The sequence below is a fragment of the Marinoscillum luteum genome (genome assembly GCF_044005705.1).
Taxonomy (GTDB): Bacteria; Bacteroidota; Bacteroidia; order Cytophagales; family Cyclobacteriaceae; genus Marinoscillum; species Marinoscillum luteum.
This window is the reverse complement of the sequence record NZ_JBIPKE010000005.1, coordinates 1-15345: the sequence shown is the minus strand read 5'-3', so window position 1 is coordinate 15345 and position 15345 is coordinate 1. Positions and strand designations below refer to the sequence as shown.

General features: G+C 45.4%; 9 protein-coding genes. All 9 read left to right on the top strand.

Features of this window, described 5'->3' with window-relative positions; genetic code table 11:
* Nucleotides 1-47 precede the first annotated feature (47 nt).
* Nucleotides 48-584 (top strand): PKD domain-containing protein, encoded by a 537-nt coding sequence (locus ACHKAR_RS00275; protein ID WP_395415695.1) that lies wholly within the window; start codon nt 48-50, stop codon nt 582-584.
* Entirely contained in the window at nt 581-1561 is a 981-nt protein-coding gene (locus ACHKAR_RS00270; protein WP_159584382.1) for a hypothetical protein, read from the top strand. Before ACHKAR_RS00275 ends, ACHKAR_RS00270 begins: the two co-directional genes overlap by 4 nt.
* Nucleotides 1551-4145, top strand: a complete 2595-nt coding sequence (locus tag ACHKAR_RS00265) for a ligand-binding sensor domain-containing protein (protein ID WP_395415694.1) — start codon at nt 1551-1553, stop codon at nt 4143-4145. Before ACHKAR_RS00270 ends, ACHKAR_RS00265 begins: the two co-directional genes overlap by 11 nt.
* On the top strand, nt 4142-6139 hold the full coding sequence (locus ACHKAR_RS00260; RefSeq protein WP_395415693.1) for an OmpA family protein: 1998 nt from the start codon (nt 4142-4144) through the stop codon (nt 6137-6139). Before ACHKAR_RS00265 ends, ACHKAR_RS00260 begins: the two co-directional genes overlap by 4 nt.
* A 164-nt stretch (nt 6140-6303) precedes the next feature.
* Complete coding sequence (locus tag ACHKAR_RS00255) at nt 6304-7206, top strand: NAD-dependent epimerase/dehydratase family protein (RefSeq protein ID WP_395415692.1); 903 nt, start codon at nt 6304-6306, stop codon at nt 7204-7206.
* A gap of 43 nt (nt 7207-7249) precedes the next feature.
* Nucleotides 7250-7615 carry a DUF2200 domain-containing protein gene (locus ACHKAR_RS00250; RefSeq protein ID WP_395415691.1) on the top strand — a complete coding sequence of 122 codons (366 nt, stop codon included), beginning with the start codon at nt 7250-7252 and terminating at the stop codon, nt 7613-7615.
* 159 nt (nt 7616-7774) lie between these two features.
* Nucleotides 7775-8377 (top strand): tetratricopeptide repeat protein, encoded by a 603-nt coding sequence (locus ACHKAR_RS00245; RefSeq protein ID WP_395415690.1) that lies wholly within the window; start codon nt 7775-7777, stop codon nt 8375-8377.
* Complete coding sequence (locus tag ACHKAR_RS00240; RefSeq protein ID WP_395415689.1) at nt 8337-9902, top strand: OmpA family protein; 1566 nt, start codon at nt 8337-8339, stop codon at nt 9900-9902. The genes ACHKAR_RS00245 and ACHKAR_RS00240 overlap by 41 nt, the downstream gene beginning before the upstream one ends.
* Before the next feature lie 220 nt (nt 9903-10122).
* On the top strand, nt 10123-15345 hold a 5223-nt coding region (locus ACHKAR_RS00235; protein WP_395415688.1), incomplete at its 3' end, for a beta strand repeat-containing protein.

Here is a 15345-nt window from a genome sequence, read left to right as displayed (position 1 = left end):
GGGCTTCTTTTCTAAGGATAACTTGTAGCAAAATTAGACCTCAAGAAATGAAGACCCTGCTGCTATTTTTTCAATTGATGAGTCCGGTGGCTGATACCGTCCAGCAAGGAGGAGATTATCCGTCTTATCTGTCATTACAAAACTGTGTGATTCTCGACCTGGGGCCTTCGGTGCAGTCAGAAAACAAGAATTTGATCTATTCCTGGGATTTTGGTGATGGCCAAAGGAAACTGGGCATCGTTTCGGAGCATTGCTACGATGAAATCGGCGATTATGAAGCCATACTCTCAGTGACCGATCCTTATTCTGGGACACATTTTCGGGATGAGTATTATGTGGACGTGGAGATCAGACCATCCGTGGAGTTGGATATCGTGGAGGAGTCAGCACAAATACTATCTGCGGAACTCAGCGCTGCCTCCGAAATTGAAGCGGCCAGGTTTTATTGGGATATAGATGGTCAGTACTACATGGGAGACCAAATTGAAGGAGATTTTATTAAGGGAGCCATCCAAATCAGATTGCTTGCCATATTCACCTATCGTGGAGAGGTTGTCCAGTTATCTAAAACAGTGATCAGATGAGAAAAATATTAAGAGTGATATTGAATCTATTTCTGGCAACATCTTGCCTCATGGGGTATGGTCAGATGGTTCCCAGTGAGTTTGAGCAAATTACCTATCTCGTCACTTTTGGTCAGGAGAGTAACCCTGGATGGGGAGATGATGACTTTAGTCAAGTATTCTTTTTTATTGTACCTGAAACATTCACAAAACCAGTGTACATCAGGGTATATGACCCTGAAGTAGGTGGCCAGCTCGATGAGAAGAATGGAGAGTGGAATAGCCGGACGAAATTCTCGGTTTATGGGGGGCAAGGCACCCACAGTGACAAAGATGCCAAACAGATTAATCCGGTTGGAAATTATAAAAGTGGGAGCATGCTGGCGACCAAGACTTTCGGAAATGAGTCCAGGTATGATGAGGACTGGTATTCTTTTGGGCCCTTTAACCCATTAGAAGGAGAGGATGCACCGGAGCTTGGTGGCAGGGTCTTTAAGGTAGTGACGGAGGGCATTAGCGGCGATGATGGTAATCTTTATAAATATTTTTTGAGCACACAGCCTTATGAAAACAAGGAAGTGGAGGGCGCTAATGCCTTTACTTATGAATATTCTTTTAGGCTTCCAGAGGCGAAAGGTTCAGTGGCGCATCTCTATCCATTCATAGACAAGAGAGTAGTCTCCATTACCCAGAATAATTTCGATTTTGATAACGAAGGTTCGGTTCTGATTTATTCCATTTCTAAAAACAGGCATCGGGCTGTCGCTTCGGCCAATAAAAAGTGGGGAAGGAGCATGCATTTCATAGACGATGAAGAAAAAAACACGACCGTAGACTTACAAATAGTAAAAGGGCGAACCTCAAGGAATGACATGGTGTGCTACATTACCAATCAATATGAGGAAGCCATTGCCTTCTTTTCAGTGCCTGTAGGAGGGCCGCCCAAATTTAAATACAAGGTAGACGTGAGGTATAAAAGTGAAGAAGATGATAACTAAAAAATTTACTTTATTCGTTTTAGGATTTGTAACGATACTCACCACACTCTATTCAGGACCCAGAGATTTTTCGATGCTGGTGTACAATGCTGATCGGGATTTCAATGGTGTTTTTATCTATACCATCATCCAGGATGAGGATGGTTTTTTGTGGGTTGGTGGGGATGACGGCCTGTACAGGTTTGACGGCAAACAAATGCTCAATCTCAATGCTAAAGATAGCGCTATCAACAACTTGGTGACTGCTTCTGTGGTTTCGTCAGATGGTCACCTCTTTATGGGCTATTATGAGGGTGGGATTAGTATTGTGGAGCACGGCAGGTACAGGAAGATTGTGTCCAAAGAGGATCTGCCCAATAAGGTGAACAGGCTTAGGTCTCATGGGGAGAAAACCATCTGGGGCCTTACACAAAACAAAGGGTTGATCCGGGTACAAGAGGATTCAGTGACCCACTTCAGCCACTCGATTTTTGATCAGTTAATAAGCTATGATTTTATGGTCTACCAAGACTTCATTTATGTAGCTACCAATGAGGGTTTTTTAGAACTTAAAGTCGAAGGAGATCAATTAACCTCGCTTGGATTTCTGGAAAGTACCAAGGGATTACAAATCAACTCTATTTTTCAGGATGATCATGTGAAAAATTTGGTGTGGTTGGGGACCAATGATGGGCTCTACTCACACTTTTTGGAGTCCAGGGACATCAAACCTGTGGAAGGGTTTCCGGCTCACGTGCAAGTGAGTTCTATAGCCAAGGATGACCTCAATACCCTCTGGGTGGGTACTAAAAATCACGGTTTGGTTGAAGTAGACCTCAATGGAATAGAAGTAACGGCCATCACGTTTTTTAACAAGCAAAATGGATTTGAGAGTAATCAGGTAGGGGAGGTGTATGTAGACCATGAAAATGAGATCTGGGTAGGTACATTCGGAAGGGGGCTGGTACAGCTAAACAGGGCCTACTTTCATCACTATGAACTTTACAAGCCACTCGCAGTGCAGGGAATCCATAGCATTGCCAACTATCGAGAGGATGAGCTGATCCTGGCCACCGAGCAGGGGCTCGTGCATGCGTATCATAAAGCCATGCGGGATAGCCTGATCTTTGAGCCCCTCAAATACACGCAAGACTATTCATTTACCTCTATTTTGGTGGATGGAGAAGTGGTTTGGGCCGGGACCAGAGATGGGGTCATCAAGGTCAACCTTTTACAAAAAACAATTGAAAGAATAGGTTTGGCACCCAAGGATGTGATGGAGCATCATTTGATAAGGGAAATAGTAAAGGACAACGATGGTAATCTGTGGATATCAGCAGCTGGAAACGGTGTTTACCACATCAAGCCATCGGGAGAGCTTATCAATTTGTATAATACCCGATTAGGTTTCTATCACAATGAAATTTTTGCAATATTCCCGGATCAGGCGGGCAACGTATGGTTTGGGAGCCACGCCACCGGGCTGGCGCTTTTGCCAAAAGGCGGTGAAATGCAATTTCTTTCCAAAGATGAGATCTTCCCTGCATTTGATATCAATACCATCACACAGTCCGCCGATGGGAATATATGGATCACCACAGAGGGGTCAGGAATTTATCGGTTTGATGGTGAGAACTTTAAACAGTTTACAGCAAAGGATGGATTACTCTCCAACTACTGCAACGCTGCGGTGGTAGATGATATCGGCCAGATTTGGGTGGGGCATAGGCTTGGTATTAGTCTCATTCAACCAGGGTATGACCTCATCAGAACCTTTCACCATCCCGGCGAACTGGGAGAAACCGAAGCTGAGCTCAATTCGGTTTGTAAAGACAGACATGGCAATATCTTTTTCGGGAATCCTTACGGAGTGACAAAAGTGAACCTGCCCCATTTTAATTTTAAAATAGCCAAACGACATACGCATATAAAAGACCTTCGTCTGTTCTATAACGCGACTGATCTCCTTAAATATAGTGGTAAGGCCAAGCTGGACGATATCCTACCCTCCGATTTGACCTTCCCCTACGATGAAAATCACATTACTTTTGATTTTGTATCTATCAACCTACGAAACCCTGAGGCTATTTATTATCAGTATATGCTCGTTGGGTTTGATAAAGGCTGGTCACCCGTGGAGAAGAGTAATTATGCTACGTATACCAATCTGGATCCTGGTACTTACACTTTTCGGGTGCGGGAGTCTGATCATGAGGCCCTGTGGGATGATGAATACACAGCTATTACCTTCAGAGTGAATTACCCCTACTGGGAAATGTGGTGGTTTTACCTGCTCCAGATTGCAGCAATTACCTTGATCGTCTGGCTCACATATTTTCTTTCAGGAAGGCTACAAAATCAGTTTGCCATCCGACTGATGGTTTACATAAGTGTCTTTATCGCATTTGAGTATGTGCATACAGAACTGGAGCCATATCTCACTACTGTGTCTGGAGAGACCCCTATTTTCCAGGTGGCAGTCAACCTCGTACTGGCGCTGTGCTTGCTACCTATCGAAATAAGATTAACACATTACCTCAAACTAAGAGCACAGGCGGTGGAGGCCAAAAAAGAACTCTCAGCGACAAATCAAGTTGAAGCATGAAACCAATCTTAACATTATCCTTTATTTGCGTGATGTCGATCCTGGTAACCGGACAGACGATTACCATTCGTACAGAGCGAGCAGCAGATAGGGCGTTTGAGCAGTTTTCTTATGCCAAAGCAGCGGATTTATACCGGGAAACACTTAAAGACACCAAAGATAGCCTGCGCCTCACCTTGCGAATAGCCGACTGCTATCGCTACTTGAACCTGCCCGATAGCGTGGAGCGCTACTTGAGGACTGTAGCCGATCAGCCCCACATTCCCCCTATTTACCATTATTATTTTGCTGAAGCTCTTTTGAGCAATAACAACTATCGGGAAGCCGAGTATTGGTACGAAAACTATAAGAATGCACTCAGTGATGATGCGCGCACACCCCTTAAGCTTGATGCCCTACAGCATCTTTCGTCTTTTTTTACAGACTCAGCCAACTATACCATCAGAAGACTCGATTGCAATACTCCGGGACTTGATTTTAGCCCGGTCATGTATGGAGGAGGATTACTGTTTGTTTCTTCCCGAACGCTGGATAGGGAGTGGGTGAAAGTAGATTTCAATTGGGATGAATCCCGATTTTTGGACTTGTTTTATTTAGATAATACTACCGGTGAGATTACTTACTTTCATGAGAGTCTGAAGAGCAAATACCACGAAGGACCTGCTGATTTTTACGATGGAGATACCCGAATAGCCTTTACCCGAAACAACTTCAGTGGCAAGCGAATCAAGCGGGATGATGAGGGAGTGACTCGGCTCAAAATTTACTTTTCGACCTATAACGAGCAGAAGCAACAATGGGAAAGCATAACCCCGTATGAGCACAATTCGGACAGCTACTCCGTAGGGCATCCAGCACTGAATGATGAAGGGAGTATAATGATTTTTACCTCAGACATGCCCGGCGGAGCTGGCGAGACTGACCTCTATATTTCGTATAAAGAAGAGGGTAAGTGGATGACTCCTAAGAATCTTGGATTGTCAGTGAATTCTGAAGGGCGGGAGATGTTTCCTACACTTGTGGGTCAAAGGCTCTTCTTTGCCTCAGATGGAATGGGCGGCCTTGGCGGCCTGGATATCTTTTCAATTGATCTTAGCTCAGATTACGAACCAACGGGTGAGGCTGTCAACGTTGGGTATCCTATCAATAGCTCGCGTGATGACTTTGGCCTGGTGGCCAATGATGATTTCAGTCATGGATATTTTACCTCGGCCAGAATAGACTCCAATAGAGATGACGTATATGAGTTTTCATTTACAAGAAGTGAGGGTGAAAGAAGAGGCTTTGTACTGGATGCCCGAACAGGGCAGCCCATTGTTCAGGCAGATGTTTTCTTGCTGGATACCGTCAGCCAGACCGAAATATACACCAGATCGGATTCGGATGGAGCTTTTGAGGTGCCCATACTTCCTGGTTTAGTGTGGGCGGTGAAATCCGGGAAATTTGGCTATTTGTTGTCGGAAGAGGTATTGGTGGGTTCTGATTATAAAGCTGATGTCATCATCAGGCTGCACCAGGAGCCATCTGTGAAAATGAAGTTTCCAATTGCCATAGATGCATTGCTACGCATGTATGATTCTCTGGCCAATTTGCCTGGTGCGGATATAGGCCTCAATGTGCATGAAGACTATATGGGTATGGATTTTAGGGTTCAACCAATCTACTACGACCTGGATAAGTATGGCCTGAGACCAGAGGCTGTGACAGAACTCGACAAACTCAAAGGCTTTTTACTGGACCACCCTAGGGTGGTAGTGGAGATGAGTTCACACACGGATAGTCGCGCAGGTGATGAGTATAATCTCAATCTGTCTCAGATGCGTGTGAATGCCGCATTTGATTACCTGATCTCACAAGGGGTAGCTGATAAGCAACTCATTCCTCAGGGGTATGGCGCTACCCGACCCGTGGTTGATTGCACTGGAAGAGAGTGCTCTGAGGCGGAGCATCAGATGAATAGAAGAACAGAATTTTTGATCATTGGGATTGAGTGATCGTTATCTAACTCATTACCAAGGCCTGTCGGATGGTGAAGTATGCGCAATTAATATCTCTGCTGTGACCGGAACGGACGGACCCATGTTCGCTTTATTTCCTGATAATCTTGGCTTTATTTTCACTGGTGAGTAAGTTGCTTCTCTATTAATTCAGGAGATGCATGACTAAGAAACGTATATTTTTCACCGGAGGATCGGGTAAAGCCGGAAAGCATGTGATACCATATTTACTGGATCAGGGACACCGGGTGTTGAATGTAGACCTCAAGCCATTGGACCATCCCGGGGTGGACAATCTGATTGCTGACATTACAGATTCCGGGCAAATGTTTAACGCCATGAGTTCGTATGCCGGGCTGGATGAACTGGAGCCGGGCGGTGGTGTTCCTAAGTTTGATGCTGTGGTACATTTTGCTGCGGTACCCCGTATTCTAATCCATCCAGATAATGAAACTTTCAGGGTGAACACCATGGGCACTTACCATGTGATAGAAGCGGCTGTAAAGCTTGGCATAAAGAAGATTGTGATTGCTTCCTCAGAGACGACTTATGGTGTTTGTTTTTCTGACGGTCAGACTAACCCTCATTCACTACCGTTGGATGAGGACTATGATGTGGACCCCATGGATAGCTATGGCTTATCCAAGGTGGTCAATGAGAAGACTGCCCGTGCCTTCCAGCGCCGGTCAGGCTTTGATATTTATGCCCTACGCATCGGCAATGTGATTGAACCTCACGAATACGCTGAACTTTTTCCTGCGTATTTCAAAAAACCCGAAGTGCGGCGCAGGAATGCGTTCTGCTATATTGATGCCCGTGATCTGGGACAGATTGTGGATTTATGTCTGAAAAAGGACGGCCTGGGTTATCAGGTTTTCAATGCCGGAAACGATCACAATGGCGCCATTATTCCTAGTAAAGAGTTGGCAGAAAGGTTTTTTCCTGGAGTGCCGGTTACACGGGAATTGGTGGGGCATGAGGCCTTGTTTTCCAATCGAAAAATCCGGGAGGTACTAGGATTCAAAGAACAACATCACTGGCAGAAATACCTGAAGTGGGAGTAAAGCTGGTTGATGGATACATTTATTCAACTTAAAGTATAATGTTATGAGTAGTACAGCACATCACGATGAACGCATAGCAAAAATGACCTTCGCTTCAGTTTATCCTCATTACATCACCAAGGTGGAGAAAAAGGGTCGAACCAAGGATGAATTGCATCAGGTGATTGAATGGCTAACTGGCTATGATGAAGCCAAGCTGAACGCACTCATTGAGGAAAAGGTAACCTTTGAAACATTCTTTCAGGCGGCCACTTTGAACCCCAACGCCCACCTCATCAAAGGGGTGATCTGTGGCTATAGGGTAGAGGAAATTGAGAATGCTCTTACCCAGCAGGTGCGCTACTTAGACAAGCTGGTAGATGAGTTGGCAAAGGGTAAGAAAATGGAAAAAATTCTTCGCGCTTCCTGACAGCCATTTGGCAATGATGGGTCGGTTATCATTGGCTGTGCGCTCTTTTCATGGCCTACCACTGTTTGTTACTGTGTAAGCCCATTGGTAGCGAGCAGTCCGATGAATAACCGGTTCGCAGCGTTTTTAATCATAGCAATAAACTCATATCTTTCAGCCATGAGTTCAATATCCAACCAGGGAACCCGCAGATTATTATTTATTCTTGTCTTATTTATTCTCAATGATTTTGCTCAGGCTCAGAATCTTCCTATTCTCAATGTCAACAGAAGAGCAGGTTTGGAGTTTGACAAGTTCAGCTACGTCAATGCTAAGAATTTATACATGGAGTCATTCTTACAGGACTCTACTCAGACTGAGGTTATTAGTCAGATTGCCAGGTGTTATTTAAAGCTGAATAATTCTGTAGAAGCTGAGCGTTGGCTTAAGAAGTTGGTGCAGACAGATAGTGTTCAATCAGACGATATCTACTATGCTCTGGCCCAACAGTTGAGCAAAAATGCCAAGTATGAGGAGACCGCAGAGGTTCTTAGAAAGTTAAATGAAGGGAAAGCGCGGGATTTTAGGGCAGAGTCTTTAGCCAGGTTGGATGAGTTTTTTGCAAGCAGTATGCTGTATAAGGTGACCAGCTTGAGGATAAACAGCAAAAGAAGTGATTTTGGTCCTATGTATTATGGAGATCGTATAGCCTATTTATCGGCCAGGCAAAAAAATAGATGGATTGATTTCAATTTTAGCTGGGACGCAACTGAATTTCTATAGTTTTAGTCCGGGTGACTCTTTGGATGATGTTACACCCATTGCGGACTTAAATGGTGCGTATCATGAAGGTCCCGGTCAACTCTATAATGAGGATCAAAAGATAGTATTCACCAGAAATCATGTGATCAAGAACAAGCTCGGCAGACAGGAAGATGGGATTTCTAAACTCCAACTTTATTTTGCCACTCGTTCAGAGAATCAGTCTTGGGTGGATATACAACCATTCGAACACAATATCACGAGTTATTCTTTTGGTCACCCGACGATAAATCCTACCGGAGACACACTCATTTTCGCTTCTGACATACCTGGAGGTTTTGGAGGAACTGACCTATACTTTTCTGTAGCTCAGGATTCTGGTTGGTCAGTGCCTGTCAATCTTGGTGAAAGGATTAATACCCAAGGAAACGAAATGTTTCCGTTCCTTCAGAGGGAGAGACTTTATTTTGCTAGCGATTTTTGGCCAGGACTTGGTGGATTGGATGTGTTTGTTATCAATCCCTGGGGTGATTCCGAGAAACCGGTAAATCTGGGAGCACCAATTAACAGTAGCCAGGATGATTTTGGACTAATCACCGATGAAACATTCAGTAGTGGCTATTTTTCATCGGATCGTATGGGAAATGATGATATCTATTCATTTCAGTCTCAGTTTTATACACTTTCGGGAGTGGTTAAGGACCTAGTAAGCGATGCGCCTGTGGACGAATCAAATGTAATATTTCTAGACTCTCTGGGTAGGGTTTTTGAGTCTGTGAATACCGGAATGTCCAATACCTTCTCTATCAATTCAACCTATACAGGTACGTTAATAGCTTTTCCGGTTAAAAGTGGGTTACTGGTTCAGGATAGCCTCAGGATTCATATCGACCCTGATTTTAAAGGCGCCAAGAAAATAGAATTATTCCTTTTTGTACCTGATTTGGAGATCAAAGTATTGGATGAGTCGGGCCAGGAAATCGGCCATGCTGTGTATTACTTAAAATCGATTGACGCTCATAAGACTCTTCAGCCTTCGAAAAGTGAGCATGTTTATGAAGTCACACCCGGAGAAACTTATGAATTGTTTGCTGCCGCAGATGGATTTTACTCCAAACGTGACACCTTTCAAGTAGCCAAGACTTATCAGGGGAATGAAGCGCACGAGGTACGTCTCAAGAAGGTGGTGGTAGGGGAAAGTATTCGCCTGGATCATATCTACTACGATGTGAATAGCGCTGATTTGCGGGATGAATCCGAGGTGGAGCTGGATAAAGTGGTTGGCTTCATGACAGACAATCCCCATCTCAAAATAGAGCTTGGCTCACATACAGATTCACGTGGGTCGGATGCTTATAACTTACGACTTTCACAGAGGCGGGCAGAGTCTGCTACTCAGTACCTGATCAATCAAGGAATCGACAAAACAAGGATCACTCCGAAAGGTTATGGGGAATCCAAACCAGTCAATCGTTGCGTAAATGGGGTGAACTGTTCAGCCGAGGAACATCAGGAAAACCGTAGAACAGAGATTAGGATCCTGTAGAATGATGTCTTGTGAGGTCTTTTGTGAGTTGTGACTCACACTATTTCGGTTCAGCAGGATTAGAGCTGTATTGGGCGATGGATTTAACACATTGGGCGGTACATAGCATCTCTTTGTCTAGTTTTTAAGTGAAGTCATCAAAAAGCTCTGATTTCATCACATTAGAGGCTGTACCTTTACTATTGGAAATGTACACTCGAGATTCTGATCTCTTTACCATATGAAGCACTTCAACAAGCTATCTTTACTCACTGTTGTTTTTACATTCGGGATCTTCTACGGAGCCTTATCTCAGACTCCAGGACTCATTTATGATCCGGCAACCTCTCCCGGAAACGCGGTGTTGGATCCGGACGGAGACGGGTTCGTTTCCATCAATATCAATGCGCCCACCAAAGGATTTGTGTACAGCGATCAATCGGAAAGTGAAATCCCTTATCAAAAAATGATATTTCCTGGTGCTGAGCCAGTTGCGGATTTGACGAAAGGTCCATCCGGTGGGTTCTCAGACTTTGTGGACAGTGGGGTAGAGGATCCAGCCCAATACTACCTCGATGCGAGCAATAACCTGATGTTCAGGTTACGAATAGGAAGCAGTGCACCCAACTCAAAAGGATATAGTATTCTGATCGATACCGATCAGAAGTTTGGTTTTACAGGACCCAACGCAGACCCCACTGCAACGACAAGTAATCCGGGGTTTGAAGTGGAGGTTAATTTGCAAACTAATTTTGGAGTGTACGTTTACAATGTAGACGGAGGATGCCCCGGAGCTGCAGCTGTTTCTCATACGGGACACACAAATTATCAGAAATCCTTTACCCTTTCGACCATTACGGGTACCCGCAACTCATTTTACGACTTTTACATCCCTTTTTCAGATCTTGAAGGGCTCGGGCTTGGGATCACCAGTAGCACACCATTACGAATGGTTATTATCACGCAGATGAATCCCTCACCAGCACTTTGTAACAACGCCACCTCTGACCTTGGAGGAGTGGACGACTCAGCTTGTGGAAGCCTATTTGGGTGCCTGGTAGATATTATTGATAATTATACGCCCACATCTGCTGACGATATTCAGAATGGGGTCACCCCAAAGGACCGGTCAGACTGCCCAACGCTTACCGGGCCAGTAACAGTTTCTTCTACTTCCATTAGTGGAACTACAACCGAACTCGCCGGGACCAGCATTCAGGTTTATAAAAATGGATCAGTCTTAGGTTCGCCTATTGTTACCACAGTGGATAATGAATCCTGGACCTTGACTGGAGTTTCGGGATTAGTCAATGGAGATGTTATCACGGCAACGGCTACCGCCCCAGATGAAGGAGCTTCTATAGCCAACTGTAGTTCCAAAACAGTGATTACCTCCTGTACGCCACCAGCTACTCCCACTTTAGATGCAATTGGTAATGGTGATAAGGTCCTTACTGGAACCAAAGTGACAGGAACCCACGATGTATACATTTATAAAGCTAATGGAACTCTATTGACCGGGGGGACTACCTCAAACCCTTTCTCGGCAACAGGGACTACTTTTACCTATACCCATGGTTCTGGTAGTGTCAAAGTACCAGATGGTGCTTATTATGTAGTGATTAGTTTGTCGGGCTGTAACTCACTGCCTTCTGCGGTTCAAAACAATAACTGTACGGCTTCTACAGTACCCACTATCAATACAGCCACTGTTTACAAGTCCACCACTACCATTTCCATAACAGGAGCAAGTGGCGCATCACTCAGGCTTTGGGTGAATGGTGTGGCGAGCAGTTTCACCGCCACAGGTACAGGAAGTGCTCAAAACCTGACAGTTTCAGGCCTTGCAGCAGGTCAATCTTTAACAATAGTGGCAGTCAACACCGCTACATCCTGTCCGGCTACTTCAGCAGCAAAAACGGTTCAGGCTGATCCTGTCACACCTAAAAAACCAACGATTACTGGTACTTATTGTGTCACAGGCACTCAAGCGCTAACCATCACGGGTACGTCGGTTGATGCGGATGGGACAAGTATTCAACTCTATAAAAATGGGGTGGCCGAAGGGAGCGCCACCACCGTTACCTCCGGAACCTGGTCGGCAAGTGGTAGTTTTTCTGCATCAAATGTTATTACAGCGAGAGCTACCATTGGCTCCTTAACTACCAATTCTGATCCTGTCACGGTTTTAGCTGTCAATAGCAATGCAATAGCGATAACCACTGATCCCATTGTCGAAGGTTCTTCCAGTATTTCTGGTACGGGTGTAGATGGGGATTTGATCAAATTATATGTGGATGGAGCAGAAATTTCCGGCAAGACAGCTACTGTGGGTGCAGTCACAACAGGACAGTGGACGATTACAGGAATCGAGTCTTACAGCCTGTACTCAGGAGCAGAGGTGACTGTTACGGCCACTACTGGTGCAAGTTGTGAAAGCTCACCAAGCACAGGAGTAGAGGTGGTTTGTAGTGCGCCTTCTGAACCTGTTTTTTCCGATACCAATCTTTCTTATTGTTATGGTACTCAGGGTGAGCTCACTTTAACGACTTCTCAGTCGTTGGTTATATACGAAATGGTCGATAACACCGGGGTTTCAGTCGGTCAGCAAGCCATAGGCAATGGCTCCGCTATTACCTTATACAGTGATGTACTCACTTCGGATTTGATCGAGGTATACGTAAAAGCATTTAGGCTCCTTGATGCCAGTTGTTATGCTATTTCTTCTAATAGTGTTGATTTTGATAATCAACTGCCTTCGCCAACAGTGGACCTCACATCCACGAATGTTTCTGTGGTGAGCGGCTCCACATCGGCCAGCTTTGCTTATACCAATGCTCAAAATTCTCCTACAAATTATTCGATAGCTTTTCCCATTTCTGCGGAAAATGAAAGTTTTGTGGATGTGGCTTCAACGACGTTGCCTGTTTCTCCGATCAGTGTCACCGTACCGGGTGCTGCCGCAACGGGCACTTATACCGGCCAGCTTACCATAACCGGAGCCACTTCTTGCGAGAGCGTATATAACATTTCAATAACGATTTATAATGCAGGAGCTGCGGCGGTTATTAATTCCCAGCCGGCTGCATCCACCAAATGTTCAGGTGAAAGCACTTCCTTCTCTGTAAGTGCTTCTAATGCTCAAAGTTACCAATGGCAGGTTAATACGGGAAGTGGCTATGTTAATGTAACCAATGGTGGGGTTTATTCAGGGGCAACTACCGCTAATCTTGCGATTTCTGATGTAACTGGCATGGATGGTTATTTATATCAGGTACTGGTCACCGGGTATGATGCCGGGGTGGTAACCTCTTCAGGTGTGACCTTAACCGTTTTGGCAATTAACCCCGGAACGATCGCAAATGATCAGGCAATAACTAGTGGAAACACCCCCGCAGCATTAACATCATCAGTTGACGCAACCGGAACAGCCATAACCTATCGATGGAAGTCCAGTACAGATGGAGCCAGCTATACCAATATTAGTGGAGCTACTTCCAATACGTATAGTCCGGGAAGCTTAACCCAAACAACCTATTTTGTAAGAGAAGCCATAACCACAGCTGGGAGTTACAATTGCTCCGATTTAAGTAATGTTGTTACCATTACAGTTTCAGGGGCAGGTCCGGACCTTACGGGTTTAAGCACTACGGCTACTGATGTTTGTGCGGGAAGTGCATCAACGGTTACCGTTAGTGCCACGAGCCTGGCTGATGGAGCATACACAATAAATTATACACTTACTACTACCAATCCACAGGCTGCTACTGATGTGGCGATGACTGTTAGTGGTGGTACGAATAGTGGGACATTTAATACACCAGTACTAACTTCAGCAGGTACTACGAACCTTACGATTAATTCGATTACGCTAAGTGGAAATTCTACAAGTGCATCTTCAGGCAATACGGATGCTATAACTGTTTCAGCTTTGCCTACAGTGACATTTGCAGCGGAACCTGGTGCTGCTGCTTGTACTGAAACTGATGTCACTTATACAACTCAGGGAGGGCAGAGTAATTACGCATGGACTTTTCCGGGCACAGAAAGCACGGACTATACCATCACCTCTGGAGGTACTTCATCAGATAACACTGTCACGCTGCAATATCTTACAGCGGGAAGCAAGACAGTAGCAGTGAATTATGAGAATGCTGGGGGGTGTAGTGCGGCTAGCGCCACTTCCAGTTCGGCTACTACGGTAAGTTTGAGACCTACTGTGACGTTTACAGCCCAACCTGGAGCAGCGGCTTGTACAGGAGCGGACGTTACTTATACCACACAATCGGGAGAGTCAAGTTATGTCTGGACTTTTCCAGGAACTGAAAGTACTGACTATACCATCACCTCCGGAGGTACTGCATCTGATAACACTGTGACCCTGCAGTATCTTACACCCGGAAGCAAAACTGTAAGTGTTAATTACACGAGTTCCGGTTGTACAGCAGCTAGTGCTACTTCTAGTACTTCCACGACAGTGGGTGCTGCCCCGAGTGGAGAGAGCATTACCCCGAGCACCACTGAAGTTACCTGTACGACGACCGCCAGTTTGGTAGCGAGTGCCACAGACAACAGTGGGACAGATAATTTGACTTATGCATGGACAACAGGTGATGGCACGATTGATTCAGGTGCGGCAACCGCCACAGCGGTAGTGAGTGCAGCAGGTACCTACACAGTGACGATCACCGATCCTGACAATGGCTGTTCGGTAACCGATACCCAGGTTATTACCGAAGACAAGTCTGCCCCAAGTGGAGAGAGCATTACCCCAAGCACCACCGAAGTTACCTGTACGACGACTGCCAATTTGGTAGCGAGTGCCACAGACAATAGTGGGACAGGTAATTTGACTTATGCATGGACAACAGGTGATGGCACGATCGATTCAGGTGCGGCAACCGCCACAGCGGTAGTGAGTGCAGCAGGCACCTACACAGTGACGATCACCGATCCTGACAATGGCTGTTCGGTAACCGATACCCAGGTTATTACTGAAGACAAGCCAGCGCCGAGTGGTGAGGGCATTAGCTCCACTACTACTATATTATCCAATACGACAACCACTGCCGACCTTACAGCGAGTGCCACAGACAACAGTGGTACCAGTAATTTGACTTATGCATGGACAACAGGTGATGGCACGATCGATTCAGGTGCGGCAACCGCCACAGCCACTGTAAGTGATCCAGGCACTTATACGGTAACGATCACCGATCCAGACAATGGTTGTACTACTACTGCACAGCAAATAATCACTGAAGATGTTGTTGCCCCTGCTGCTACGATCAGTGGACAACCTGTAGCAGTCAACAGTACGACGCCTTACAATGTTACCGTAGACTTTGGTGAGGTGGTAACCGGTTTTGTGATTGGTGAAGTAGATGTAGCCAATGGAAGTGCGACGGACTTCACTGACAATGGCGATGGTACCTACACTGTAGAGATCACCCCTGATGGGACA

Coding starts and splice junctions, on each gene's coding strand:
- ACHKAR_RS00275 (WP_395415695.1), top strand. CDS start 48: ATGAAGACCCTGCTGCTATTTTTTCAATTGATGAGTCCGGTGGCTGAT.
- ACHKAR_RS00270 (WP_159584382.1), top strand. CDS start 581: ATGAGAAAAATATTAAGAGTGATATTGAATCTATTTCTGGCAACATCT.
- ACHKAR_RS00265 (WP_395415694.1), top strand. CDS start 1,551: ATGATAACTAAAAAATTTACTTTATTCGTTTTAGGATTTGTAACGATA.
- ACHKAR_RS00260 (WP_395415693.1), top strand. CDS start 4,142: ATGAAACCAATCTTAACATTATCCTTTATTTGCGTGATGTCGATCCTG.
- ACHKAR_RS00255 (WP_395415692.1), top strand. CDS start 6,304: ATGACTAAGAAACGTATATTTTTCACCGGAGGATCGGGTAAAGCCGGA.
- ACHKAR_RS00250 (WP_395415691.1), top strand. CDS start 7,250: ATGAGTAGTACAGCACATCACGATGAACGCATAGCAAAAATGACCTTC.
- ACHKAR_RS00245 (WP_395415690.1), top strand. CDS start 7,775: ATGAGTTCAATATCCAACCAGGGAACCCGCAGATTATTATTTATTCTT.